Source organism: Sulfolobus tengchongensis (assembly GCF_036967215.1).
GTDB lineage: Archaea > Thermoproteota > Thermoprotei_A > Sulfolobales > Sulfolobaceae > Saccharolobus > Saccharolobus tengchongensis_A.
In genome coordinates, this window is sequence record NZ_CP146016.1 from 2,372,289 (window position 1) to 2,398,158 (window position 25,870).

Below are 25,870 nucleotides of genomic sequence, written 5' to 3' on the forward strand. Positions count from 1 at the left end.
AAAATAACTACTTGTTAATGAACAGTAAAGATAAAGTTGTATCTATTTTGAAGGAGAAAGGTCCAATACCGCAAACAGAACTAATAAAACTCGCTGGTTTGTCTAAAAGTAGATTATCTGAAGTTCTATCTGAATTAGAAAAAGAAGGTATAATAAGAAGAAGGAGAATTCTAGGTAAAAATTTAGAAGTAAGCTTATCACAAGAGAGATTTTTAAGATTAGGTATTATAAGAGCTGCGGAGTATCCCTTTATAATTCCCTTTATAAAAAATCTAGAAAGAAAGGGATATATAGTATCTGTCAAAATTTATGACAATGGCATAGATGTAACCAGAGATCTAGTTGAAGGCAAATTAGATTTAGGCTTGTCTCCAATTATTACGCAATTAACGTTTTCTGCAATATTTGGGAATATAAGAATTATTGCGGGCGGAGCTAAGGGAGGAGGTGGAATTGTAGGTAAAGCGTGCAATAGGATAGCATCAACTGTAATGTCAAGCATGGAAATATGGGCTTTTAATGAATTTAAGAACGTTGATATAGTTCCATCTTATAGCCCATATCAAATGATTGAATATCTCGAAAAAGGGACAGTAAACGGCATAGCTATTTGGGAACCATTTCTTACCTTTCTAGAAAGAAAAGGACATAGAGTTCATCGATTTGCGCCATTACATTGTTGCACATTGGCAGTTAAAGAGGGATTAGATTGGGAGAAGATTAAGAAAATATATGAAGAGTCCTTTAGTTGGTTTAAATCATCAATGGATAGATGGATTTCAGATTATTCAAATCTATTAGATGTAGATTATAACATTTTAAAAGAAGCTTCAAAAAATTACGAATTTGATCCTTATCTTGATTTAAGTGAATTTAGAAATACATTAAAAAAGTCAGGTATTTTCGTACCCATTTAGGAATCTAAGTAATAGTATAATTCCATTGGGTGTGGATAGCCTTGTAGGTTTCTTGCTTCCTCTCTCTTAAGATCTATGTAAGTATCTAGTAGTGATGAATTGAATACTGGCTTTAAGAATTCTTTATCACTCTCTAACTCATCTAGCGCTTCATCTAGTGATCTAGGTAATTCCTTAATTCCTAATTGTTTCCTTTTCTCTGGAGTTAGATGGTATATGTTTTCGTCCACTGGATCACCTGGATCTATTTTCTTATTTACACCATCTAATGCTGCCATTAACAACGCAGCAAAGGTCAAATAGGGATTAGAGGATGGATCTGGTGGTCTATACTCTACTCTTTTAGCCTTCTCCATACCCTTATAATATGCTGGTACTCTAACTACAGCACTCCTATTTGATTTACTCCAAGCAATATAAACTGGTGCTTCAAAGCCTGGTATTAATCTTCTATAGCTATTCACGCTGGGTGATACTATTGCTGACAATGCCCTAGCATGTGCTAGAAGACCTCCAATTACATACCTTCCGAACTGACTTATTTCGGCATATTCGTCATTTGGATCATACATTAAATTCTTCTTTCCATCTTTTGTCCACAAGCTAAGATGGGTGTGCATACCAGTTCCATTATCACCATATATAGGTTTTGGCATGAATGTAGCTACCATTCCATGTTTTGCAGCTATGTTCTTTGCTACATACTTTAATGTTTGAACTTTATCTGCAGTATCTACTAATGTGGAAAATCTGAAGTCTATTTCTCCTTGACCTGCAGTAGCTACTTCGTGATGAGTAGCCTCTATTATATAACCAAAGTATCTAACTAACGTATCAACGATCTCAACTCTTACGTCCATTAATTGATCAATAGGAGGTGCAGGATAATATCCCTCTTTGAACCTTATAACGAAGGTTCCACTATCACTCCATGGTGCTTCTCTAGCGTAAATCTTATATCCAGTTCCGGACTGTGGTGTACTAACATCCAATTTTACCTTATCAAATATGAAGAATTCTAATTCTGGACCATAGTAAGAGACATACCCTTGATCTGACTGAAACCTTTCAGCCTCTTCAGCAATAAATCTAGGATCTCTTTCGAATCTTCCTTTTCCTCCTCCCCAAAAAACTTTACATATTACTCTAGCTACGCCTGGAGACCAAGGAACTAGAGTCATGGTCTCTGGTACTGGTAATAGAACCATATCACTCTCATAGATGCTGGTAAATCCTCTTATACTACTGCCATCCAGTTTACCGAAACCAGTCTTTAGAGATTCCATGTCGAAATCGCTAGCTGGTATTGTTATGTGGTGTAGTCTGCCAGGGACGTCGGTGAATTGTAAATCCACCCATTTTATATTATTTTCTTTAAGGAATTTGAGTACTTCTTCTGCTGTACTTGGCATGTATGTGGCTACTCATATATAGTTTAAAAATATTGCTAGATATTATCATAGAAAGTTTTCACTTTCTTATGTAGGATTTCATGTGAGATTTCTCAAAATCTTTCACTTCACTTATAAAGCTTTTAAAAAACTTTATGAAGAGATCCATTATTCATAACGTAATGATGATCAGAAAACTTAGTGTCATTAATATCTTGAGTAACATATATAAGTTCTATTTCATTTTTTTTACATAAATCCGTATAAATAGCAATAAAATGATCCTTATCAGTTATGTTACTAAAAGCCTCGTCAACTAATATTAGATTTGGTTTAGCTAAGATGGCTGTTGCTAAAGATACTTTTTCCTTATTACCTAAGCTTAGATTACCTACTTTTTTATTCTCAAACGGAATTTTAAGAAGTTCAGTTATCTCTATTATATCTTTCTCATTTACCTTTTTACCTTTTAATTTAGCTCCCCATACTAAATGTTTCTTTAAATATAATGTAGGGATATAACTCTCCGGAGTTACTAGTACAATATTTCTTTTATTAATAGGAACAGTAGTAATGTCTTTCTCATTTAGCCTTATATAGCCCTCATCTGGTTTCAAAATACCTGCGATTATGTTGAGCAACGTGGTTTTCCCGCTACCATTTTTACCAGTGATTGCTATGATACCTTTATCAGAAAAATTAACGTCTAGAGAAAAAGATTGTAGTTTCTTTTTTACCTTAACCTCTATCATTGTAAGTATTTATTTATAGTACTCTCTAAAGTATCTTCATCAACAGCTCCAACCAAGGAATCCACTAATTGGCCATTAACGAAGATTAGTGTTGTTGGTATATTAAGCACGCTATATTTATCTGCTATCTTTTGATTTTCATCTACGTTAAGTCTTCCAAATACTGCTTTGCCCTTATATTTTTCCGCTACCTTCTTATATATAGGCTCATATAGATGGCATGGAGCGCACCACTCCGCCCAACAATCTACTAAAACCACCTTATTATTCTTAATAACTTCATCAAAATTTTCTTCAGTTAAGACTATAGTAACATCGTCTTTCTTTTTTCCGAATTCTTCAGCTTTTTTCTGTAGCCTTTCCGCAACTTCTTTTATTAGTGAGTCAATATCGCTCAAGCTTGTCTACCACATATACTTTTTTCAACCTCTTATAAAAAGCTACCTTAGAATTTACATAGTTAAGTAATTCATCTTCTATTCCAGCTCTCTTTTCCTTTACCTTAACTAAGGCAATTGGCTCTTGGCCTAAACTCCCCGCATCCTCTCCTATAACTTTTACATCCTCCACGATTGGATGTGTTTTCAATATTTCCTCTAAATCTCTCGGAAATATTGGATAACCTTTGAATTTTATCATTCTCTTTTTCACGCCTCTAAAATATAATAACCCTTTATCATCAATTCTCACTAGGTCTCCAGTCTTTAACCAGCCATCACTAAATGCTTTCATAGTTTCTTGTGGATCCTTATATCCTAGCATAATCCATGGAGCTTTAACCCAAAGTTCCCCCTCTTTACTCTCTTTTCCATCTTCTCCTACTATTTTAATCTCGACATTAGGCAACGGTTTCCCTATCGTAATTATACCGGCTAATTCTTTAGGCTGAAACGTTAAAATCAAACCTTCAGTAAAACCATATTGCTGTATGATATCTTTTCCATATTTACTCTTGAAGGTGCTTACGGTTAAGGGAGATAAAGGAGCCGCAGAGCTCACGCACAATTCCAAGCTATCTAATTTTCCTTTTCCTTCATTATTTAAGTAATCATATACTGTGGGAACTGTTGAGAGGTAGTTTATGTTATACTTGTTTATGGCATCGATGGCTTCTCCTACAGTAAACTTTCCCATTATATATAACGTTCCACCAGCCTCTAAGGTTACCCCTAGTATGCTATTTCCCAATACGTGTGCTATTGGAACTGTTAGTATGCTCCTAATTTCCTTAAGTCCAATTGCATGGTAAAGAGTAACTGAGTTAAGTTCAACTCTGTTAGCGCTGTGTAATACTTGCATAGTCCTTCCAGCAATACCAGCATAATAGTAAATTAACCCAACCTCTTCTTCTCTATAATCATATGGTTTAGTGAATACTTCTTTTCCCGATTTACCTATAATGGTCTTATATGACCTAAGGACTTCATTTTCCCTCTTATAGATCTCTTCATCTGTAATTATCAAATCCGGGTTTGAGTCTTCTAAGATAAATTTCAAATCTTCAGCTGAAGTTAACGGATCCACAGCCACTACTTTACCGCCTGCCCAATATATTGCTAAATAATTAATTATTGACTGAATGGAATTAAACATTATATGGACAACTGTATCACCGGGTGAAATATTAGAGGCGATATATGCAACTTGTGACGCTGTTTGTTCAAAAGTAAGTGAGGTATTTTTATCAATTAAAAATGTTCTTGATGGTCTCTCTTTATACCATTTATACAGTAATGTTGCTAGACTCATCGTTTCCTTTTTTATTATTCAATCTTATTAATCCTTATGATAAAGATTATTGGCCTTTCTCGCATTCATATAACGCTATTTGACCTTGAGGGAAAATATGGCAGGATTGATGGAGGAGTAGGCGTTGCCTTAAAATATCCTAGAATAGTGATTAGAACGGGAGATTGTTTCACACCAACAGTATCTTTACCATTTAAAGTTCCTCAAGTTTGTATAGAAGAAGATTACGAGCCTCATATAGGATTAGGACATACTACGCAATATCTGCTTGCAGTGGCTAAACTTGCATCAGAATATAATTTTAAGAGACTTAATTCATACGAATTGGCAAAGTTAGTAAAAAGAGGAGGTACTTCGGGAATCGGCGTTTACGCTTTCGAGTATGGCGGTTTTATAGTTGATGGGGGACATTCCACGAAAATAAAGAAAGAATTGTTACCATCAGATTTTTCCTCAGCTCCTCCTCCCCCTCTCATAACTAGATTAAATTTCCCTTGGTATATTTACGTTAATGTACCTAAAAACGGGAAAAGAATATTTGGAAGTGATGAGATTAATGCATTTAAAGAGGCTAAATTGGAAGGTTTAGATACTTTAGCGAGAGTTGTCTTAATGGAGTTAATTCCATCAGTTGCTGAAAACGATTTAGAAGGAGCGTTAAATGCTATCTCGCTTATACAAAATTTAGGTTTTAAGAAGATTGAGGTCTCATTGCAATCAGATGAGGTGAAAGCGATAATGGCAAAAATGAATAAGTTAGGATTCCCAGCCGGACTTTCCTCATTTGGTCCTACAATCTATACCTTTATTAGTTCTAGAAAAGAAGGCGAAGAGTTAATTTCAAGATTTGGTGGTTTTATAAGTGAACCAAATAATGAGGGTGCAAAGGTATTCTGGAGTACGATGAATTCGTAATGAGCGATTTGAAGGAAGTTTATGGTCAGTACTTAAATGAATTCTTAGAGGCGGTTAAGAAACCAAATCCTAGACTGTACGTTAGAGTAAATACTTTAAAAACAAGTGTAGAAAGAATATTAGAAAAATTCCCATATTTCAAGCGAGATTACGATTTTAACGAGGCAGTTTATGCTGAGGTTAAAGGTCCAAATGAAATTAGAATTTATGAAAACAAGGTTATAGTAGATAAAAAGACTGCTGAAAGCGTAATGTTAGGTGCTAACGTGTATAAGCCCGGTTTAAAGAGCATTGTAATTAATGATTCTAAGAATAAGATGGTTACGGTATATAGTGAAAATGGAATACCAATAGCTGAAGGTAAGTATTATGGAATTAATACAAGTTTAGTGGTTGAGGTTACCAATTCTATTTACTCCTCACCTAAATTAGCTGATTTAGAGGAGTTGAAAAATGGTGAAATATATGCTCAAGGTAAAGCGTCAATGTATGTTGCGCATCTATTAGATCCTCAGCCTAATGAGACTATTATAGATATGACAGCTTATCCTGGCGGGAAGCTTACTCATATTTACCAATTACAACCAAAGGCTAGAGTAATTGGTTTCGATCACACTGAAAAGAAAGTCGAGAAACTGAGAGAGATAGTAAGTAAAATGGGGATGAAGATAGAGGTATATAAGGCTGATTCTCGATATCTTTTTGAGGATTTTAACGTTAAAGACGTGGATAAGGTTATAATTGATCCTCCATGCTCAGCATTAGGCGTAAGACCTAAATTATATGATAAGAAAAGTAAACAAGATATACTTAATTTCCATAACTATCAGAGACAATTTTTAAATTCTGCATATAAAATTTTAAAGAAAAATGGTGTTGTAATTTATTCTACCTGCACTGTGACTACTTGGGAAAATGAAAAGATAGTTGAAGATCCAAGGTTTTCAGTAGAATATGAAGTTAGATTTCATCCCAATGTTCATGAAACTACTGGTTTTTTCATAGCTAAGCTAATAAAGAGAGGGTAAGAATTCTAATATATGCCCATAGAAGAATATTTGGGTAAAGTTCCAAAAATTTCTCAAAGGGCATACATACATCCTACTGCTTATGTTATAGGTGATGTGGAGATAGGAGATCTGACTAGTATATGGCATTACGTGGTAATTAGAGCGGATAATGACACTATAAGGATTGGCAGGGAATCTAATGTTCAAGAGAATACCACAATTCACACTGATTACGGTTATCCAGTAGAAATAGGAGATAAGGTAACTATTGGCCATAATGCAGTAATTCATGGGGCTAAGATCTCATCTCATGTTATTGTAGGAATGGGAGCTATATTACTTAATGGTTCTCAAATTGGTGAATACTCGATTATAGGAGCTGGGTCTGTAGTTACCCAAGGTACCGTAATTCCGCCTTACAGTATAGCTGTAGGTGTACCTGCAAAGGTCATCAGAAAACTAAAGGATGACGAAACTAAGTTAATAGATGAGAATGCTGAAGAATACTTAAAACACACTAGGAGGTTATTGAAGTTATGAATAAGGATTTAAAGGCTATAAGATGGTTTTTCGTTACGCAAATCCTTAAGGATCCTTTTAATCCTGCATACGCTACGTTTAAGGTTACTTCTAGATGTAATCTAAGATGTACCTTCTGCTCTCCCTCTTACTATTCTGGAGAATTAGGTGAAGCAAGTACTGAAAGGGTGAAGAAAATAATAGACAATTTGAGGAATTCTTCAATTGTAGTATTATCGTTTGAAGGTGGTGAACCAACCACCAGACCAGATATTTTGGAGCTTTTAGAATATGCTCATGATGGTTCTTTCTATATTATGTTAACAACTAATGGTTATAGACTTAAGGATGATAATTTCCTCTCTAAGTTAGGAGATAAGATAGATTTCTTGCATTATTCTATAGATGAATATCACTGGAATGTAAAAGAATTGGACAACTTGTGCAGATTTAGACAATATGGTCTTAAGGTTAATGTTCAAACTGTAGTGACTAGATACAATCTGCATAAACTAGAAGAAAAAGTGAGAAAAGTTAAAGAATGTGGGTATAAGATTCTCGCTATGCCTGCAGTAGATTACCCCAATTCTAAAGTTAAATTAGCTCCAGATCCGTACGAATTCTATAAAGTTCTATCTGATCTCAAACGAAAATATGGTTCAACATTAAATAATTCATGGGGCTTTATAAATGCAATAATAGGTAAAGTTCCAAAAAGAATAGTAAGCTACGCTATAACTATATATCCTAATGGCGATTTACCCTATCCAGACGATATAAATGGAGAGATAGTAGGTAATGTTGCTGAAGAGCCTTTAGAAAAAATCCTAGAATCTAGAAAAGTAAAGGAACTACAACAAAAAATGTTAGAGAATCAGGCTAAATTTGAATATCTACACTTGCAAACAGCATCTTTCAATAGTATAAGAGATTTAGCCTCATATGTCAGCGAGATGTTAAAGTGGCGTTTTACTGGAAGGGCATAATTACCTATTTAGCTGACATTACCTTGAGATATTCATTTCTTAAGTCCTCTAATACTAGGTGCGTATACATTTGTGTCGTTTTGATATCCTTATGACCTAATAACTTCTGCAGAGTTATTACGTTCATTCCTCTTTTTAGGGATAGTGTAGCAAATGTATGCCTCAGAATGTGTGGCCTTAGATCTATCCCTATTCTTTTCCCTAGCCTCTTTAACTTCCTATAAAGCGCATCATATGTCATGTTAAATAATTTATCATCCGGATTCCTCCCCTTGATGTACTTCTTTAGCATCTGTTTAGTTTCATCAGTGAAGAAGACCACTCTCTCCTCTCCATTCTTAGTATTTCTTACTCTAATCATATTATTATTTATGTCTACGTCTCTTACTAATACTGAAAGTAATTCATTTGCTCGTAGTCCAGTGTCGACTAGTAACCTTATGATTAACTTATCCTTTATTCTTTTGCATGCTTCAAGTATTTTCAGGACTTGAGTCTCGTCAAGAGCTTTTACTTCTCTTCTCTTTATTTTAGGTATGGGTGGTTTTACAGGGACGTTGATCCATTTAAGGAATCTTCTCACTGCTATTATATAATACCTAACTGTAACGCTCTTGGCTCTTCTTCTCTCTACTTCATCTCCTCGGATCTTACTTTCTCTATTGAGTAAACTTGAAATCCATTTATTTAGATCCTCACTAGTAACTTTGCGTGGATCCTTCCTTATGAAGTCTAAAAAGTCCTTTACTGCACTAGAATAAAGCTTTATAGTTCCACTACCAGCCCCTGCTATTATTAGAGCATTTATAAAAGCCTCATACAAATCTCCAGATTCCGGAGGGGATCCTAATTCCAATTTCACATATTATAATGTTCATCAGAATTCAGATAAGGATAGACTCTCGATATTATGGTATTACCAAATGTTAGTTCAATACTATGATTATGTAAGAATATTGATATTATAATTAATTCTGTAATAGATTAAACTACTCATATATACACACACTTTTTATTGAAAATATAATTCAGTTCATACATATTATATGTGGAATTTTACTCGTATTATACGACTTCTAATACTAAGAAGATCCTGTAGATTCAAAAGAGAATTAGGGTAAATTTCCAAGGATATACGCGGTTTGAGGAGAGCGGTTCTTCGTTTAGTCATTAAAGTATAAAATCGTTTCTGTATCTTTTGAATTTATTTTGGCTCTTTATCCCATATCAAATCTTATCTTTTAATCTCTATATAGAGATCATCAATACCTTAAATTCTTAATCTTGACGACAATATGAGTGATTTCACAAATTTATATTTTAAGTTCGAAATCTCTAATTTTTAATCTCTCTTGAGCTTTAAATATTATGGCTGTTTGGTATACTGGAACTGGAGATAAGGGAAAAACAAAATTACCGTCAGTTGGTGAAATATGGAAAGACGACGATATAATAAATGCTTTAGGAGATCTAGACGAATTAAACGCTACTTTAGGGGTTGTATCCTCGTTTTATCCTCAGCTTCGTGAAACTATCACTACTATTCAATCAGATGTTTTTACAATATCCTCAGAAGTAGCTGGTTTTGATCTAAGTTTTAATGAAGAGAGGATAAGGTGGCTAGAAGACCAAATTAAAGAATACTCTAAATCTTTACCAGAATTACGTAATTTCATACTACCTGGAGGTCATATCGCATCTTCCTTTCTTCATCTAGCAAGGACAGTTTGTAGAAGGAGTGAGAGGAGTATGGTTAAGATATTAAAAAAGTATAAGGCTAAAGAGACTCACATTAAATATCTTAATCGCCTATCTTCATTACTTTTCGTTCTAGCTTTATATGTTAACAAGCAGGAAAACTTTAAGGAAATTATATGGAAACGTTAATTCCAATTCCCTTTTTTATTGCTTCTTGATATGCGACATATGCAGTTATATTGTCTTCTGCTGAGATTCCTACAGTTTTAAATATAGAAGGTCTCTCAACCTCTAATCCCTTATCTATTATCTCCCCTATCTCCTTTATGACCTTATTTTTTAGTAATCCCTTCTGGCTAGGGATGATGTAATCACCAGATTCTTTAGATACGGCTTCTAAGGAATCTACCAGGTAACTCCTTATTTTAACTATTGTTTCGTCATCAATTTCTCTAGCGTCTGGAGTATGGGCTCCTATACTAGCCACATGGAATGTATCCTTTAAGTATCTTCCTAACACGACTGGAGTTGATGAAGATGTTGTTGAAAAAATTACGTCTGAATTTTTTAGCAACGTATCCAAATCTACAGCTTCTCCTCCCATACTTTTAGCCAGTTCAAAATGTGACTTTCTTGCTGAGACTAACAATTTCTGAATCTTAAAGTACTCAAGGGAAAGTTTTGCATGATAGTAAGCCTCCGTACCAGCTCCTATTATTCCTAAATTACCTATACTTCTAGTCTTCATCACAATTTCTGTCGAGAGAATACTTGCTGCCGCTGTCCTTATTGCGGTTAGGGTAGTACCATCCATTATAGCTAAAGGCTCACCAGTATCGGGTGACATTAAAATTACAATACCTTGAACAGAGGGAAGTCCTTTATCCTTATTCTTAGGTATAACGTTAACTATCTTAGTTACGAATGAGTAATCAGTTGATGAAGGCATTAGACCCCACCAATTTCCTTTAATAGTCATAACTAGACGTTGAGGTTGGAGTATCTTTTTCTGGTAATGGAGTTTGAAGGCTTCTTTCACAGCACTAACTGCAATCTCTGCCTTAAGCAATTCATTTAGGTCCTTTGACGATAACCCTATCATCAATTAGAAATGCCTGCGATTCCATATAAACTTTGATATTCATTTTGAGATTATTTTCAAATTTGTTGAAATTTGACGAGATTCAAATGCAGTAAATCTTAAAAACGTTTTTAAGGTTATGTGAGGCATAGTTTAATGAATGCCTAAGTCTACCGATCTATAACTTTTAAGGCAATATAATACATAAAACACTTTCTCTTATAATACCACTTAGCAAAAAGTTTATTTGCAACTACGTTTTGCATAATGTGATGTCAAGAAATTTAATAAAAGCAACTATAATTGGCTTAATATTTGTAGTGTTTCTTTTAATACTTTCCATTCCAACATCTTTCTCACAATCGTCTCAAACAATAGGCAATATAGTACTTGCACCAACGGGAACATTTGTCATACCTACTACTTCATCATCAGCTACTTTCACAGCATATGTCATAAATAATAATCCTACAACAGAAACAGTTACAGTTTACTTAAACGGTAATGCATATAGTACACTATCCATTCCACCTTATTCCTATACTCCGGTTTCTTTATCCCTACAATTAGGTAAAAACATCATAATCGTAGATGGCCAAACTTTGACAGTTATCGTAAACAAGGTAAATAGTTCAGTGAGTGGGAAGATCTTACTAAACGGTAGTATAGGCTCCATATATATTAAAGGTGCTCCTGGAAAATCTTATACGGTTAATTTATCTGTTATAAATATAAATAATTGGAATGCTTCTGCAGAATCATATATATCCTCTTCAATATTCTATACCAATATGTATCGTATATACAACTTTCCAGTAAACTTACAGACACCTATTCAAAATTCAACATTTCTATTATTTCAAGTTCCATTATATATTCCACAAGGTCTATATTACTTCTTCAACTACTTACTGTTTTATAATACCAGCAATTACCAGCAAGTTCTCGGATATATCCCATATTTCGTTTTCATTAATGTTAGCTATGGCCTAAATGGTAGTTTAGTTACTTCTAATACGTATACGCTAAATAACATAACGGTATCATTTGCAACTGTAGGTAATTACACTTACATCCTATCAAAGTATCCATTTAATTTGAATGACAAAGTAATAGTGGAGGTTCTACCGCAATCTCCTTCGTTAAAACCATTTACTACGATTTTGAAAAATTACAGCATTACTATATCAGCGTTTTCTCAAACGTTTAACGAGACATATTATGGTAGTAATAACGCATCGTTTGCCTATGGTAACTCTTGGATAGAAGTTAAAATACCCGTACAATATACTGGAACTCAGTATCAATTAAATATCACCTACGTTACTCCTACCGGTATCATAAGCACTGGGCTAACACCAACAGTAACTAGTACCACTACCACTTCAACGACTTCGTCTACTACAACTTCGTCTTCAACGACTTCCACCACGACGTCAACCACGTCTTCAACAACCAGCACTAGTACAACCACAACTACTACCTCTACCACGACCACATCAACTACTACCTCCACTACCACTTCAACGACTTCGTCTACTACAACTTCGTCTTCAACGACTTCCACCACGACGTCAACCACGTCTTCAACAACCAGCACTAGTACAACCACAACTACCACGCCATCTATCTCAACGCCTCTAATAATAGGCATAGTGATAATAATCTTAGTGATAGTAATAGTCGCAGTAGTACTTTTAAGAAGAAGATAAACTAGAATAGAAAAAGGATAGTTTAAGTATTTATTTTTTCGCTTTAAACTCTAGATTTTTGTTCCAACTTCTAATACTGTACCGTGTTTTATTGTTTCCTCTGGTGAGATTAGAGCGCCTAATTTATTAAATCTTGGCCTATTTAATGACTTTGATGGATAACTTGCAGTTATAACTGAAGCTCCTAATCTGGCCCGCTTTCCCACGATTGAATATGTTAAATAAGATTTCGATCCTACCTCAGCTAGAGGTTCGATTAATGAATGTGCAACCTCACAATAAGCTCCTATTTTTGAACCTTCTTCTATTGAAGAGTAATCTCTAACTAATGAATACGAGCCTATATATACATTTTTACCTATATATGCTGGTCCTTTAATTATAGCATAATCTTCAATCACTGCGTAATCTTCTATTATTACCCCTTTTCCTATTATCGCAGTTTTTGAAACTTCAGCTTTATCTGAAATTACGCTCTCCTTTCCCTTTAGTAACACTTCTAACGCAAATAATAAATCTTCTGGATAACCTATATCAACCCAGCTCTCTGACCAAATGAAGTAATGAAGTTTATTCTGGCTTGATAATAAGTCAATGTATTCTAGTAATGAACTAAAATCACCTTTTGGTATTATATAAGCTCCACCTAACGCTAATGTTGAACTTTCCTTAACTACTCTTAATCTTTCGTTAATTTTAACTAAACCATATGTTTGCATACCTTCGCTTATAGGTATTAATGGCACTACTGCAGGTCCGCCAGTCATTATATACGTATCCATAAGACTTTTGTAGAATTCCGGAGGTGCTACAATATCTCCAAACGCAAGAGCGAACAAATCATCGTCGATTTTTTCCATACCATCTTTTATTGCGCCATCTATTCCTTGCCTTCTTTGCCTTACCATCTCAAAAGATACGTCAATTTTTTCTAACTCTTCCTCTATTTGATTACTCTTCTCGTTAACGACTATCACAAATTCTTTAACTCCCGCCCTCTTTAAACCCTCAACGCTATACGCAATTATGGGTTTACCAACTATTGTAATAGCCTCTTTTTGAACTTTCTCAGTATAAGGTAGTAATCCTTCTCCTTTTCCCGCTGCTAATATTACCGCTTTCATTTTATTCCACCGTAACAGTTTTAGCTAGATTTCTAGGTTTATCTGGATCATATCCTCTCCTAACCGCTGCGTAGTAGGCTATTAGCTGTACGATTGGAGCTATAATGATTTCAGCAAGTCTTCCGTCAGATTTGATCACAATTTCATTATCTGAAAAATTAAGTCTCTCGTTAACATTAATGGAATATGTTGTAGCCCCTCTTGCCTTCATCTCTTGCAAATTCTTTTCTAGCTCATCTACTAGCTCTCCAGTGTTAATGAAAATTACTGGAAATCCCTTTTCAATTAACGCTATAGGACCGTGTTTGCTCTCTCCTGCAGGATAAGCTTCCGCGTGAATATAAGCTATTTCTTTTATTTTTAAAGCGCCCTCCATAGCTAATGGCACTCCTAACCCTCTTCCTAAATAATAAATGTTATTTTTATTTGCCAATTCCTCACCTATCTTCTTTGCAAATCCCTCTGTTTCAGTTATTACATTTCTAACTATTTCGTGAGCTTTCTCTAAATAATCTAAGCTCTCTCTCTCTACTACGGAATGTAAGAATTTAAGGGAAACCAATTCTGACGTAAAAGTCTTAGTTGCAGCTACGCCTATTTCTGGTCCTGCTCTCATATACAATTTATAGTCACTTTCTCTAGCTATATCACTTTCAATGACGTTAGTTAAGGCTATAATTTTAGCACCCTCTTCCTTAAATTTCCTAATGCCCATCTTCACGTCTAAAGTCTCCCCACTCTGACTAATTGCTAAAACTATGTCGCCTTTTTTTGCCCTCACGCTATGATACTCAGATGCAACTAATGGCATAACGGTGTATCCTCTTCTTGCCAATAGTAAAGAGAAATAAAGACCAGCATGATAACTGGTACCAGCAGCGGTAACTATTATCCTCTCAGCATTTCTTATCTCTTCAGCTATCTCCTTAACTCTATCAATATCGTTTAATAATCCAGAAATTGTGTCCTTTATAGCTATAGGGTTTTCGTGTATTTCCTTTAACATAAAATGAGGGTATCCTTCTTTAGATGCTGAGGAAGCATCCCAGTCAATTATCTTTATCCTGCTTATTACATCTACTGGATTTCCATTTTCGTCCTCTATATAAACATTATTCGGTGTAACATATCCAATTTCTCCATCAGCTATCACTATAACCTTTCTAGTATAAGGTAAGAAGGATGGTATATCACTGGCTATGAACGTCTTATCATCTCCTAATCCTATTACCAACGGATTATCTCTCTTGGCGAAGAAAATTCTCCTTTCACCTTTAATTATAGCTAACACTGCATAACTGCCTTGAATCGTTCTAATCGCACTCTTAAATGCTTGAAAAGACTCCATACCCCTTTTCATGTACTCCTCTATTAAATGAGGAATTACCTCAGTATCGGTCTCGCTCTTGAATTTATGGCCTAAAGTCTGTAATTCGTCCTTTAATTCCTTAAAGTTCCTTATTGTTCCATTATGGATTACCGCTATTGAATTTCCACAATCTGTATGGGGATGGGCATTGTAATCAGTTGGCGGACCATGTGTAGCCCATCTAGTATGTCCTAAAAAAGCGTAACCTGACATTTCCTTAATGTTTTTCTTTTTGATTACCTCCTCAACTGTACCCTTAGCTTTTCTAACCTCTAAAACAGTATCCGATAATGAGGCAACGCCAACACTATCATAACCTCTATACTCTAATCTATTAAGACATGATACTACTAACTCAGCTAGCCTTTTACTTTCTCTGGTAGATATGATCCCTATTATTCCGCACACAATAATCTGTACATAATTAGAAGTAAATTAGACTTTTCCCTATATTTCATAAAAACTTTTCATCTAGTTAGAATTGTTACACCTTCAGTGGTTAACGATGAGTTAACAATTTTAGCGTTATAACTTCTCAGAAGTACCTCAGCCTCAGTAGATTTTATACATACAATAGAACCTCCAGCGCCTCCCCCACTAATCTTACATCCCCTTATTCCCAGTTGCTTAGCTCTTGATACAATTTCATCAACTTCTGGTGAAGTTATCCCTAAGGAGAATAACAATCCGTGGTTAACGTACATCAAAAGACCAAGTTCATCATAATTTCGTTCAATTATTAGCGATTTAGCCCTATCAGTTACTTTGCCGATAACATCTAATATGTGATCGAAGATTTCCCTATTTGAATCCTTAAGCTTTCTTACGCGCCACAATATATCGGCAGTGCTCATGCTCCTTCTAATGTAACCAGAAGTTAACTCAATGTTGGTATCAATTTTTTCAAATCCTTTTCCACCAGCTGGAAAGTAAATTAAACCCCCATACGTTTCAGTATAAGTATCCATCCTACTCGCAATTCCTTGGACTCTTAATTCTATTTCATGAGATATCTTAGCGATCTCATCTTTACTTAATTCTATCCCCAAATATCTAGAATATGAAGCTACCGTGCCCACAATTACAGCAGCACTTGTACCCAATCCAACAGAGGGTTCCACTGTAGAATCTATCTCTATCTTTACATTTTTCTTTACCCCAAAATAATTCAACACTTCTAATATGTACTTCAGAACCTTTTTAGCTTCCTCGCTCTCAATTTTCATCTCGTTTAAATCCAATTTTACTCCTTTAATATTAAGAGAGGGGGAAATTATCATGGATTTGTCGCTTTCACTTACTCTTACTCTTAAACTTTCCGATATAGTCATAGCAATTGCGGGCTTATCATAAACTACCGCATGTTCACCAAATAAGGTAAGTTTTAGTGGGACATTAGCCTCTATTATCATATGGGGAATTTCAAGTTTAGGATAAAAAACCCTTCTTACTTCCGCCTTTTAGAATAGTAAAGCGGTAGATTTTGCTTTTCTCTCACTTCATCTTTTATTTCTTTAATCAGTTCTTCAACGCTCATGCTTCTCTGTTCATTTTTTGCCCTAATTTTCACTGTTAGAGAATTAGTTTTAACTTCTCTCTCCCCTATAATCGCAACATAAGGTATCCATTCAGTTCCTGCTCTTCTTATTTTATTTCCTAATCCGTCATCTAGATCATCAATATCGACCCTTATTCCTCCTTCACTTAATTTTTCAGCAACTTTAATTGAAAATTCAAGAAAATCCTTCTTTACTGGTAACAATCTAACTTGTATTGGGTTAAGCCAATCTGGCAAGGTAGGTGGTTGAGTTTTATTAATTGAGTCTAAAATCAGATGGTAAATTAATCTTCCAATATCAATATAAGTCCTATTCTTTTCTGTAACCCACCATATTCTAATCTTATTTTTACTATCATTAATTTCTTTAGGCAAGTTTAGATCTCTAACACCACCGAATATAACTAACGTTTTTGGATTCTCATTGATACATGGAAGGGTTCTTCCACCTTCAACGTACTGATGAACAATACTCATTTCACCCTCACTCACATTTTCGTTATTCTCAGTCTCGAAAGATGGTTGAAGCGTTCTCCTTAAATAACCTATTACAGCCCTTCTCATAAACGCACTTTCTGGAGAAGTGGGAAAACCAAACTTTTCACAATATTTTAATTCCTCACTTTTCTCTAATTCCTCAACTTTTCTAATTCTTCTTGACAATTCACTTAAAGGATGACCATAACAGTTTATGGAAAAAGCCTTGTACCATCCAAAAGGTGCTCTATAAACCTTTATCTTATCCTTTAACAAGTTCTCAATTTCCTCCAAGATTTTCACAGCAAGTTCCGGGCTAGCTAAATTTGAGGATAAGTGCGCATAAGGATAAATTACCACTGACTCCGCCTTCACTTTATTGTAAACATCTAGAATGTCATTTATTGACTTATTCACGATCTCTTCATCATCACCCTTTTCTACAGTTGTAAAACATACTAACGTATTCTTTAGTTCTATTGAAGTCAGTTTAGGCTCTTCTGGTTCCTTAATGGCTTTATCCTTTACGCTAAACGAAAAGTCTGATGCATGAATGAATAGTATTATCATTAAATTACGTCTAAAACGATAACTTATAAACTAATTTCTTGGCCATTCTCTGGTATAACTACTTCAACTCCCATTTCCTGCTTTATTAAATCAGCCAATGAACTTTCATTATCTGGCGATCCATGAACTAACACAACCTTTTCTAAGTTCTTAACGCTCTTAACTATTTCAAGAAGTTGTTTTCTTCCAGCATGGCTAGAAAAATCAAATATTTCCAGTCTTGCTTTAAGCAAAGGCGAATATTCATCAAATTTACCCATTTCCAATAATTTTCTTCCAGGAGTGTTTACAGCTTGATAACTAACTAGAAAAACTGCATTTTTGCTATTTTCTGACAATTTCTTAAAATAGTAGACTGCTGGTCCTCCTTTAAGCATACCAGCGCTTGCAACAATTACTCCTTTCTCCTTCCAAGCCCTATGTCTATCTTCCCATCCCTTAACGTAATTGAAATTATCGTAGGCCTTCTTCAGCAAATCCGGTCTATTCAAATATTCTCTAAAGTCTAACATCAATTCCGTTATTTCTCTGGACATTCCGTCGTAGTAAACTGGATAAGGAAAATCCCTTTCTGCTAGGACTGATAAAATCTCTTGACTTCTAGCTAGGCTAAATGCTGGAACTAGAACAGTACCTCCACCTTCAACAACCTCTAAAACTTTCTCATAGAATTCGTCTTCAACTTCCTTCCTAGTTGGATGATTAAATTTGCCATATGTGGATTCCATTACTAGAACATTAGCATCACTGACATTTTCAATTTCCGCAGGTTTCATTAATTTAGTCTCAGATAAATTAATATCTCCAGTAAAAGCAACAGTGCTCTTCTCTGAGGAAACTTTAATAATTGAACTTCCGGGTATGTGACCAGCATTATATAATGATATCTTCATTCCCTCAACCTCTATTTCTTCACCGTATCCAATTGCCACGAAATTATCCATGGTCTTTCTAACCTCAACCCACTCAAAAGGGACTTTAGCCCCGGATAATTTCAGAAAATCTTTAAGCATCACTTCAGTTATAATTCTAGTAACAACTGTACCATAGACCTTAGTGTTCAGAGAACCTATCTGATAAATTGGTAAAGCTCCAATGTGATCTAAATGTGCGTGAGATATTACAAATCCCTTAACCTTACTGGGCATTTCTTGTAACGGAAAATTGGGATTATCCTTTTCATCAAAGTTAACACCGTAATCTAATACAACGCTGGAATTACTGTTCCCAACCTCAATTGCAGATCTTCCTACTTCTCTGCCTCCACCTAATATTTTCAGAAAGTAATTCATTTATGAAATCTTCTAACCGCAAACTATTAAGTTTACTTCTTCCCTATAAAATCATGTAATGGCAAAAATAAAACCCTCAGATTTAAAGAAAATGGAAAGAATGGGAATAAAAACTGAACAAATTAATGCAATAAGAGTCATAATTGAGACCCCGGATAAAAACATAGTAATCGAATCACCGACAGTAGCAAAAACCAACGTAATGGGAAACGAGGCAATAGTAATATTTGGTGGGCAAGCTAAAGAGGAGGAAAAGCAGAAACAAATCGAAATAAAAGAGGAAGATGTCAGATTCGTATCAGAACAAACTGGAAAAAGTGAAAAGGAAGCCAGAGAAGCTTTAATCAAAGCCAATGGAGACATAGCAAAGGCAATTATGATTTTACAAGGAGAGACCTCAAACCCTTAATTAAATCCTCCTCGCTAGGCTTAGTTGACACAATTATATTTATACCCTCAACTTCACTTAACATAAGTGCTAAAGGATCTAATTTAACCGGCCTATGAAACACAACTATTGGCGGTCTTATCGGAGCGACTTTTAGAGCTATCATTGGTGATCTTCCACTGCTAACTCTAGTAAACACCACAACCCTATTAACCATCATACTCAAAACTTGATAAAACTCTAATCCACTTAGACTCAAAATTGCCTTAATGCTATCAGTCACAATATAACCGTAAATCTTCCTTTCAGTAACAAAAGAATTCACTATAACTCCGTCTACGGCTTTAACTAATTCATCAACGCCAATTGGTAATCCAAAATCCCTCATATCCACTATAAAGGGAAAATTAATCCCAAACATTTTTGCTAATTCCTTAACCACCTTATAACCCCTTCTCATGTCAATTGAAAGTAAGGCCGAAACATAACGCTTAATGAACTCACTTCCAGCTTGTCTTCTACCTCTTTCGTAATCTGCGATAACTGATTGCTTTATCCCCATTTCTCTAGATAACTCGCCTTGAGATACGTTAAACATTTCCCTCCATTTTCTTAAAGCTCCTGCTAATTCCTTACTCCACACAATATCCCCTGCTATTCTCTTAGCTACGGTCTCTATAACATAAGAATCTAGTAAATCCTCAGCCATCAGTGTTATAAACGTGTATTAAGATTAAAAATATAGAGTGGGTCCGTAGTCTAGCCAGGACTAGGATGCGACGTTCGGGTCGTCGTGATCCCGGGTTCAAATCCCGGCGGACCCACCTTTATTATATAACGTGTGTTGTAAATGAGTACTGAAAGAACTATATATAATATTACATTATGTTGTGTAATTTCTTTCTCTTTGTTTATTATCTCGAGGGATAACGTCAATTTAACCATTATGGGGGTTAAGGGGGTTGAAGTCCCCATCCGAAAGATTGAGGCATTACATGCTTCGTCTCTTATAATCGGACTATTTTTTCGTAACTTGTTAAAAGGCTGAAGATAAGGTCGAATCTTCCGTAAACACTTGGCTCCTTCTCTCCTGACCTTCATGATCTCATAGTGTGAAAAATTGTATGAGGATGAATAACCCCCTTATAGAAAAGTTTTTATTTATAGTTATAGATGTAATCTGGATTGATGAGGAGAACCTTCACTATTTGATAGCGGGAGGAAGTCAGAAAATGCACATAAAGCATTATACATTACTCAAATAACTAATAGCAAGGAAATTTTTAGTCTTGCTTGAAGATTAGAGGATATTTTCCTACTTCGTTTCTAACAATCTAACTTGTTGAAGTAGTTGAAGAAAATGCCACATATCAACATCTCTAATAATTTAATGGATTTTTGTATCTATAAATATGTAAAGTCAAATATTTCCTTATTTCAGATGAAAACTGAATTTGAATAAATAGTAGCATAATATAATCATCTTATTGCTAAAAATAATCTATCTTTAACTTAAACTTACGATATCTCATAAGTGTGAAAAATACCTCTATAAAGCAATATACTATAAACTAATTCCTAACGTTGTCATTTCTTTTTATAATCATCATAAACTTTATTTAGGCTTAATAAAAAATCATAAACTGGGCCGGTAGCTCAGCCTGGAAGAGTGCTCGGTTTGCACCCGAGAGGTCCCGGGTTCAAATCCCGGCCGGTCCATATTACTTAGTAAATCATTTTTGGCCAATTGATCTTGAAAGTGGGAAAAACTATCAAATTGATTATCACGCCAACATGGATGTATAAATTATTTATGGAAAATTCATAAATAATATCGTCAAATAGGTAAAATTTTAAAGAGATTGTCTATTCTGTGCATATACTCACTCAAATTTCATAGTTGCTGAGTTGCACACAAATTTTTACATAGTCCATTTTATACTAACATGATCACACTATGCTTTTTGATTTACTCTTGTAAGGTTTTGTATGATATTTCTAGTCTTTGGTATACTTATTTTGGTCTAAGTATCATAAAAAAGATTTATATATAAAATATAAAAACTTTATTTATGGAAAAAAGAAACAGTTTTTCACGGCTTGTGTCTATTCTACAACTCTCTATAGTATTCTCATGATGTATCTTTTATTATATGGATGTTGAAAATCAAATCGTTTTTGTAAAACTTTCAAATAAGGTTTATCTTATAACTTGAGCTGATAATCTTAATTAAAAACCACTAGTAAAAGTAAGAATTAGATTGTATCTTTAATAAATATTTAAAACTGATATAAAGAAGAAGGTTAGCAATATCTTAATCCACTATCCCCTATTTTACCTAATTCAAATCAGCAATTGGCAGCTAATTAGTAGCATGATCTTATATTTCCTTTAATATCTTTTTAAACAAACTAATAACGATGAAATTTACATAACTTGAAATCTCCTCTAGTGATATTTTATATTGTAATTTGTTAAAACAGAAGCCGTATACAAAGCTTTATAAAGTATTTTGAGATATGATTGAGGCAGAGGTAGTATGAATAAAAACCTAGGTTTAATCTTGGTCTCCGTGTTCATCCTCTCTAGTTTAGGTATAATACCAGGTTTAATAACAACACAAGCAGCAACATCCAGTAGTTCCTCAATGTACACACTGCCACCAGTTACATCACTTTTTAACACATCCATAGAAACTATTAATCTATTCTTCATCCCTACGTTTAATGCCTCAGTAGCAGCTAATATAAACGCTTTTGACTATGGAGCAGCTGTAAACTACACAGTAAATGATACTACTTTTAAAATAGTATTTCCAAATGGTACATCACTTCCTTTAAATCTTGAGAGCTTAGTTAAGAATTATGGGATTAATAAAGTATTCTACTATGACCCACATTATAACGCAATAGTTGTTGTACTAAACACGAGCGGGGGCATTAATAGTCCATATGCGGCACCAAAGGGTGGCAATTTGCAAGAGTTTGTTTATCAATATGAAGTAAGTACCGGGTTAAGCTCTAGTCAAGCGACCTATAAAATATATAATTATGCTAATGATAGCTTAGCAGTTAATCAAAATATGTTTGAATTGAGCTTACCTTTCTTGATACATGAAGTCGATCCTTACTATACATATTCAAACTTAAGTAAACTACCAGCTGGTACTCAGCTGATATTCTCTTATGGAGGATACACATACACAGTAACCGTATCTCCGCAGGTGAAATTAACTGGAACTTTAGTTAACCCATTATATTATTCAAATTCTAAAGCATTACCCGGTCCTACCTATGCTGTAGGAAGGAGTAATATCACAGTAGCAGTATTCGACCAGTATCTCTCTACAACGTCAGCACCATTTGACTTCAATTTAACTTATGCGTCTCAAACACCCGCTATAATTGATTGGTTCGTACTTTTGAATATTTCTAAATATTCTAGTGGAGCAAACGTTAGTGCCAATTTCCAATCACCAGTGTTTAGTATATATAACACAAGTAATAATAGTATAGTCTATAAGACTGCATCATTGCCTGTAGTATTGCAATTCAATGGAGCCTTAAACGTCACAGCTATTGAGAACAATGTGGAATTAACTGAACAACCCGGTAGTTATATATACACCTCACAGAACCTTAATGTAACGCCACCTGGTAATTACTACTTCTCTGGTAAGTTGCCCATAGTGTTTACTGGTTTTGTGTACAATAACGGGAGTGCTACATTAACTGCTAATATATTTAATGGGTCGATATTCTACTTCTTCCCCTCACCAGGGTCATATGGTAACTTCTCGTTCCTAATAACCCCAATAGTACCAATGAACCTAACAACTAACGTTATGTCTCCAAATACTGCCAAAGTAATTTATAATGGAAAGTCATTATTTGTAGGTTTTCCAGAAGTAGCAATCATGTTTAACATATCAGCGCGCTTCTTTACTCAGGAAACTTCTACCGGTCACATGAGTTATGTCTTATATGCTAACGTTACTGAAATACCATTGAACCTAACAAAACTACCCACGTTCCCATATGAGCCATATACAGGGCCACAATATACTTATCAGCAATTTAAGGGATATATATTGCAACATTTAAGTACAGAAGCCATAGAAACTATCTTTAACTTTGGTGAGTCCTCTACTACTATTACTGGAACTTCACTAACGTTCACAGTACTACAGCCATTATTATTTGTCGTAAACAAATTAGGGTATATATACATGGTGATAACACATGTATGGGGTCCATCTACTACGGTGTCTGTAACTGGTAAAGATGAACAAGGATTTCCTGTCTCTTTAGGTACTTTTAGAGCATATATAGCATTACCATCTTACTATAGCCTACCCACAACTCCAATAAGTGGATTAACATGTGATAATATGTATACATTGGCTCAAGTAAGCGATACAGGAGCAGTGTTAGAGACCTCAACTGCTAATTCACAATGGAATAACGCTACTTATACTGGTCCTTGGGATCTAATATCTATACCTTCTTACTTACAAGCTGGGTTACATATAGCAATTTACAACGGTACTAAGTTAGTTAAGAATGAGCTTGTAGGTATGTTACCCAATATTACAACGTCTACAACATTTACTGTCACCTTAAATGGTCAAACTGTTGCAATAACTTATACTAATGCGCCTATTGCAGTATATCCAGTAGCCTTCAAGTTTGAACCAGGCTTTAGTTATGGTGTTACTGTTAACACGTTATTCAACACTACTCCATATACTCCCGTAATCACAGTATACATGCCACTAAACTACATATTGAAGACTAAGATTGTAATGTGGTATGTAAGTCCAGACTTCGCATCCTATTATTACTATAATTTAACCGGGCAATATCACACTAGCAACGTGACGCTAACTTTTGCAAATGTAACACCTGCACTTATAATGCCTCAAATATTCTTCGTGAATAAGCTATACATGCCTTTCGGAATTTATGATCCATACTATGTATTCTTTAATGGCATAACTATAGGTCCACAGAGCGGAATATTAGAAGCTGTTGAGAACGGATTCAACATAGGTAACATTACCTCTATAACTGTTCAATTAAATGGAATGAATGAGAGCATTATATTATCCCCTGCTAATGTTACCAAGCTATTAATATCTACAACCCTAGGTGAAGTATCTCAATGTAGCCCACTATTTGAAGCAACTGTATTCAATATATCTGCACTAGCTTCATTGCTGGGATTACCTAACACCGCTGCGTTAAATGGAAGTTATCTATATATAACATATCATGATGCTATAAGTGGTGCATATGTAACTAACAAGACAGAGTTACTTGTAGGAGGATTCTACGTAATGCCACCAACAACTCCGGGCTCTGTAGAATGGATATTAACTGCGAAGTACATTAATGCAACCACTGGTATACCAGTTGAGATAAGTTATGCTGTAGTGCAGCAACCTAGCGTTAAGGTATTTGATATCAATGCAGCAAATGCAAGCATTACTTCTATACCCGTAACACAAGTGGAAATTGTAAGTAAATACGCTACTGTGCAAGTAATGTATAATCCAAGCAATGCGAGTACTATAGTATATATGAATGGCAAGTTTGTAACGTCTTATGGTGGTAACTTAATATCTTCCATACCAGAAACTGCAACAACTGGAGTTTACTATGGCCCAGTAGTTAACTTATACGTCGCAACTGGCACTTTAAGTAGTCCTAACGGTACAATGTATGTGGTGTTAGGCTCTCATAAGGTTGCTGTAGGTACTGCTAATCTATACACTTATGCAGGCTATCACTTTGGTCCATATACTGCATCACCAGTATCGTCTAACGTTACTTTCACTGTGCAAGATCCAGTAACTCATGCGACACTAACTGGCACTACGCAATTAGGCGCATTCAATAATACTCCAATAAGAATATCTCCATTGGGCGTATCAATTCCAGCTACTGCTCAAAATAAGGTCTTCTATTACTACTCTAAGCCGTTAGTGCTAAGTCCAACCAGTCAGTATATAGTGTTGTCAGTAACAAGTACAATAACTTATGCGTATCCGTTCTATATAGAGACTATATCATTCTTAGGTTATAATGTAACTACTGGCACTCCAGTTCCTGGAACACCAGCTTTCCAGACAGTCTATTCGCCATCATTAGGTCCTGGTGTAGTATTACAAGTTCCAGTACAAGCTTATCAGTTCATAAGCTTATCCACACCTAGCGAACCTCATACTGTTGTGATGGTAGCTGTGCCGTTTGCAGGAGGACCAGCAATATCACTATATCCAACCTTCCTAGTCTACTCTAATGTGACGGCAATCTCAAGTTAAAAGGTTTTTATTTTTTCTTCATACATATTTGAGGTG

The 25,870-nt window shown here is 35.0% G+C and carries 21 protein-coding genes and 2 tRNA genes; 11 read left to right on the top strand and 12 right to left on the bottom strand.

Features of this window, described 5'->3' with window-relative positions; genetic code table 11:
* Positions 1–17: 17 nt before the first annotated feature.
* Entirely contained in the window at positions 18–917 is a 900-nt protein-coding gene (locus V6M85_RS11615; protein ID WP_338600261.1) for a MarR family transcriptional regulator, read from the top strand.
* On the opposite strand, the gene glnA is transcribed toward V6M85_RS11615, so the two are convergent.
* From glnA to V6M85_RS11635, 4 genes are all read right to left on the bottom strand, one after another.
* Entirely contained in the window at positions 914–2,329 is a 1,416-nt protein-coding gene (gene glnA / locus V6M85_RS11620) for a type I glutamate--ammonia ligase (protein WP_338600264.1), read from the bottom strand. The genes V6M85_RS11615 and glnA overlap by 4 nt on opposite strands.
* A gap of 122 nt (positions 2,330–2,451) precedes the next feature.
* On the bottom strand, positions 2,452–3,060 hold the full coding sequence (locus V6M85_RS11625) for an ATP-binding cassette domain-containing protein (RefSeq protein ID WP_338600267.1): 609 nt from the start codon (positions 3,058–3,060) through the stop codon (positions 2,452–2,454).
* On the bottom strand, positions 3,057–3,458 hold the full coding sequence (gene trxA / locus V6M85_RS11630; RefSeq protein WP_338600270.1) for a thioredoxin: 402 nt from the start codon (positions 3,456–3,458) through the stop codon (positions 3,057–3,059). The genes V6M85_RS11625 and trxA overlap by 4 nt, the downstream gene beginning before the upstream one ends.
* Positions 3,445–4,827: a class I adenylate-forming enzyme family protein gene (locus V6M85_RS11635; protein ID WP_338604779.1), complete on the bottom strand. Its 1,383-nt coding sequence runs from the start codon at positions 4,825–4,827 to the stop codon at positions 3,445–3,447. The genes trxA and V6M85_RS11635 overlap by 14 nt, the downstream gene beginning before the upstream one ends.
* A gap of 18 nt (positions 4,828–4,845) precedes the next feature.
* Here V6M85_RS11635 and V6M85_RS11640 point away from each other — a divergent pair, with 18 nt between their 5' ends.
* The 4 genes from V6M85_RS11640 to V6M85_RS11655 are packed head-to-tail and all read left to right on the top strand — an operon-like array spanning position 4,846 to position 8,239.
* Positions 4,846–5,724: a beta-ribofuranosylaminobenzene 5'-phosphate synthase family protein gene (locus V6M85_RS11640; RefSeq protein ID WP_338600273.1), complete on the top strand. Its 879-nt coding sequence runs from the start codon at positions 4,846–4,848 to the stop codon at positions 5,722–5,724.
* Between the two features lie 8 nt (positions 5,725–5,732).
* Positions 5,733–6,752, top strand: coding sequence for an RsmB/NOP family class I SAM-dependent RNA methyltransferase (locus V6M85_RS11645; protein WP_338604782.1), 1,020 nt, complete (start codon positions 5,733–5,735; stop codon positions 6,750–6,752).
* A 12-nt stretch (positions 6,753–6,764) separates the two neighbouring features.
* Positions 6,765–7,274 carry a DapH/DapD/GlmU-related protein gene (locus V6M85_RS11650; RefSeq protein ID WP_338600276.1) on the top strand — a complete coding sequence of 170 codons (510 nt, stop codon included), beginning with the start codon at positions 6,765–6,767 and terminating at the stop codon, positions 7,272–7,274.
* Entirely contained in the window at positions 7,271–8,239 is a 969-nt protein-coding gene (locus V6M85_RS11655) for a radical SAM protein (protein WP_338600278.1), read from the top strand. The genes V6M85_RS11650 and V6M85_RS11655 overlap by 4 nt, the downstream gene beginning before the upstream one ends.
* Positions 8,240–8,243: 4 nt before the next feature.
* Here the strand turns inward: V6M85_RS11655 and xerA are convergent, their stop codons facing one another.
* Positions 8,244–9,101, bottom strand: a complete 858-nt coding sequence (xerA, locus tag V6M85_RS11660) for a site-specific tyrosine recombinase/integron integrase (protein ID WP_338600282.1) — start codon at positions 9,099–9,101, stop codon at positions 8,244–8,246.
* Between the two features lie 506 nt (positions 9,102–9,607).
* Between xerA and V6M85_RS11665 the strand changes: the two genes are divergently transcribed.
* The gene (locus V6M85_RS11665; RefSeq protein ID WP_338600284.1) at positions 9,608–10,126 is read left to right on the top strand and encodes a cob(I)yrinic acid a,c-diamide adenosyltransferase; all 519 of its coding nucleotides are present in this window, start codon (positions 9,608–9,610) and stop codon (positions 10,124–10,126) included.
* Here the strand turns inward: V6M85_RS11665 and V6M85_RS11670 are convergent.
* The gene (locus tag V6M85_RS11670) at positions 10,110–11,039 is read right to left on the bottom strand and encodes an ornithine cyclodeaminase family protein (RefSeq protein WP_338600287.1); all 930 of its coding nucleotides are present in this window, start codon (positions 11,037–11,039) and stop codon (positions 10,110–10,112) included. The genes V6M85_RS11665 and V6M85_RS11670 overlap by 17 nt on opposite strands.
* Positions 11,040–11,290: 251 nt before the next feature.
* Between V6M85_RS11670 and V6M85_RS11675 the strand changes: the two genes are divergently transcribed.
* Positions 11,291–12,730 (top strand): hypothetical protein, encoded by a 1,440-nt coding sequence (locus V6M85_RS11675; RefSeq protein ID WP_338600289.1) that lies wholly within the window; start codon positions 11,291–11,293, stop codon positions 12,728–12,730.
* Positions 12,731–12,780: 50 nt separating this feature from the next.
* On the opposite strand, the gene V6M85_RS11680 is transcribed toward V6M85_RS11675, so the two are convergent.
* The 5 genes from V6M85_RS11680 to V6M85_RS11700 are packed head-to-tail and all read right to left on the bottom strand — an operon-like array spanning position 12,781 to position 19,120.
* Positions 12,781–13,854, bottom strand: coding sequence for an NDP-sugar synthase (locus V6M85_RS11680; protein ID WP_338600291.1), 1,074 nt, complete (start codon positions 13,852–13,854; stop codon positions 12,781–12,783).
* A 1-nt stretch (position 13,855) separates the two neighbouring features.
* Positions 13,856–15,631, bottom strand: a complete 1,776-nt coding sequence (gene glmS, locus V6M85_RS11685; protein WP_338600293.1) for a glutamine--fructose-6-phosphate transaminase (isomerizing) — start codon at positions 15,629–15,631, stop codon at positions 13,856–13,858.
* 59 nt (positions 15,632–15,690) lie between these two features.
* Positions 15,691–16,635, bottom strand: coding sequence for a mevalonate kinase (mvk, locus tag V6M85_RS11690; protein ID WP_338600295.1), 945 nt, complete (start codon positions 16,633–16,635; stop codon positions 15,691–15,693).
* Between the two features lie 35 nt (positions 16,636–16,670).
* Positions 16,671–17,828 carry a threonyl-tRNA synthetase editing domain-containing protein gene (locus V6M85_RS11695; protein ID WP_338600297.1) on the bottom strand — a complete coding sequence of 386 codons (1,158 nt, stop codon included), beginning with the start codon at positions 17,826–17,828 and terminating at the stop codon, positions 16,671–16,673.
* 23 nt (positions 17,829–17,851) lie between these two features.
* The gene (locus tag V6M85_RS11700) at positions 17,852–19,120 is read right to left on the bottom strand and encodes an MBL fold metallo-hydrolase (protein ID WP_338600300.1); all 1,269 of its coding nucleotides are present in this window, start codon (positions 19,118–19,120) and stop codon (positions 17,852–17,854) included.
* Positions 19,121–19,178: 58 nt separating this feature from the next.
* Here V6M85_RS11700 and V6M85_RS11705 point away from each other — a divergent pair, with 58 nt between their 5' ends.
* A complete protein-coding gene (locus V6M85_RS11705; RefSeq protein ID WP_338600302.1) occupies positions 19,179–19,529 on the top strand; it encodes a nascent polypeptide-associated complex protein in 351 nt (116 codons plus the stop codon).
* On the opposite strand, the gene V6M85_RS11710 is transcribed toward V6M85_RS11705, so the two are convergent.
* Positions 19,495–20,217: a helix-turn-helix domain-containing protein gene (locus V6M85_RS11710; RefSeq protein ID WP_422398065.1), complete on the bottom strand. Its 723-nt coding sequence runs from the start codon at positions 20,215–20,217 to the stop codon at positions 19,495–19,497. The genes V6M85_RS11705 and V6M85_RS11710 overlap by 35 nt on opposite strands.
* A 39-nt stretch (positions 20,218–20,256) precedes the next feature.
* Here V6M85_RS11710 and V6M85_RS11715 point away from each other — a divergent pair.
* The 3 genes from V6M85_RS11715 to V6M85_RS11725 all read left to right on the top strand — a co-directional run bounded on the left by V6M85_RS11715 (position 20,257) and on the right by V6M85_RS11725 (position 25,834).
* Positions 20,257–20,332, top strand: a tRNA-Pro gene (locus V6M85_RS11715).
* Positions 20,333–21,153: 821 nt separating this feature from the next.
* Positions 21,154–21,227, top strand: a tRNA-Ala gene (locus tag V6M85_RS11720).
* 821 nt (positions 21,228–22,048) lie between these two features.
* Positions 22,049–25,834 (top strand): glycosylated S-layer protein, SlaA, encoded by a 3,786-nt coding sequence (locus V6M85_RS11725; RefSeq protein ID WP_338600304.1) that lies wholly within the window; start codon positions 22,049–22,051, stop codon positions 25,832–25,834.
* Positions 25,835–25,870 lie beyond the last annotated feature (36 nt).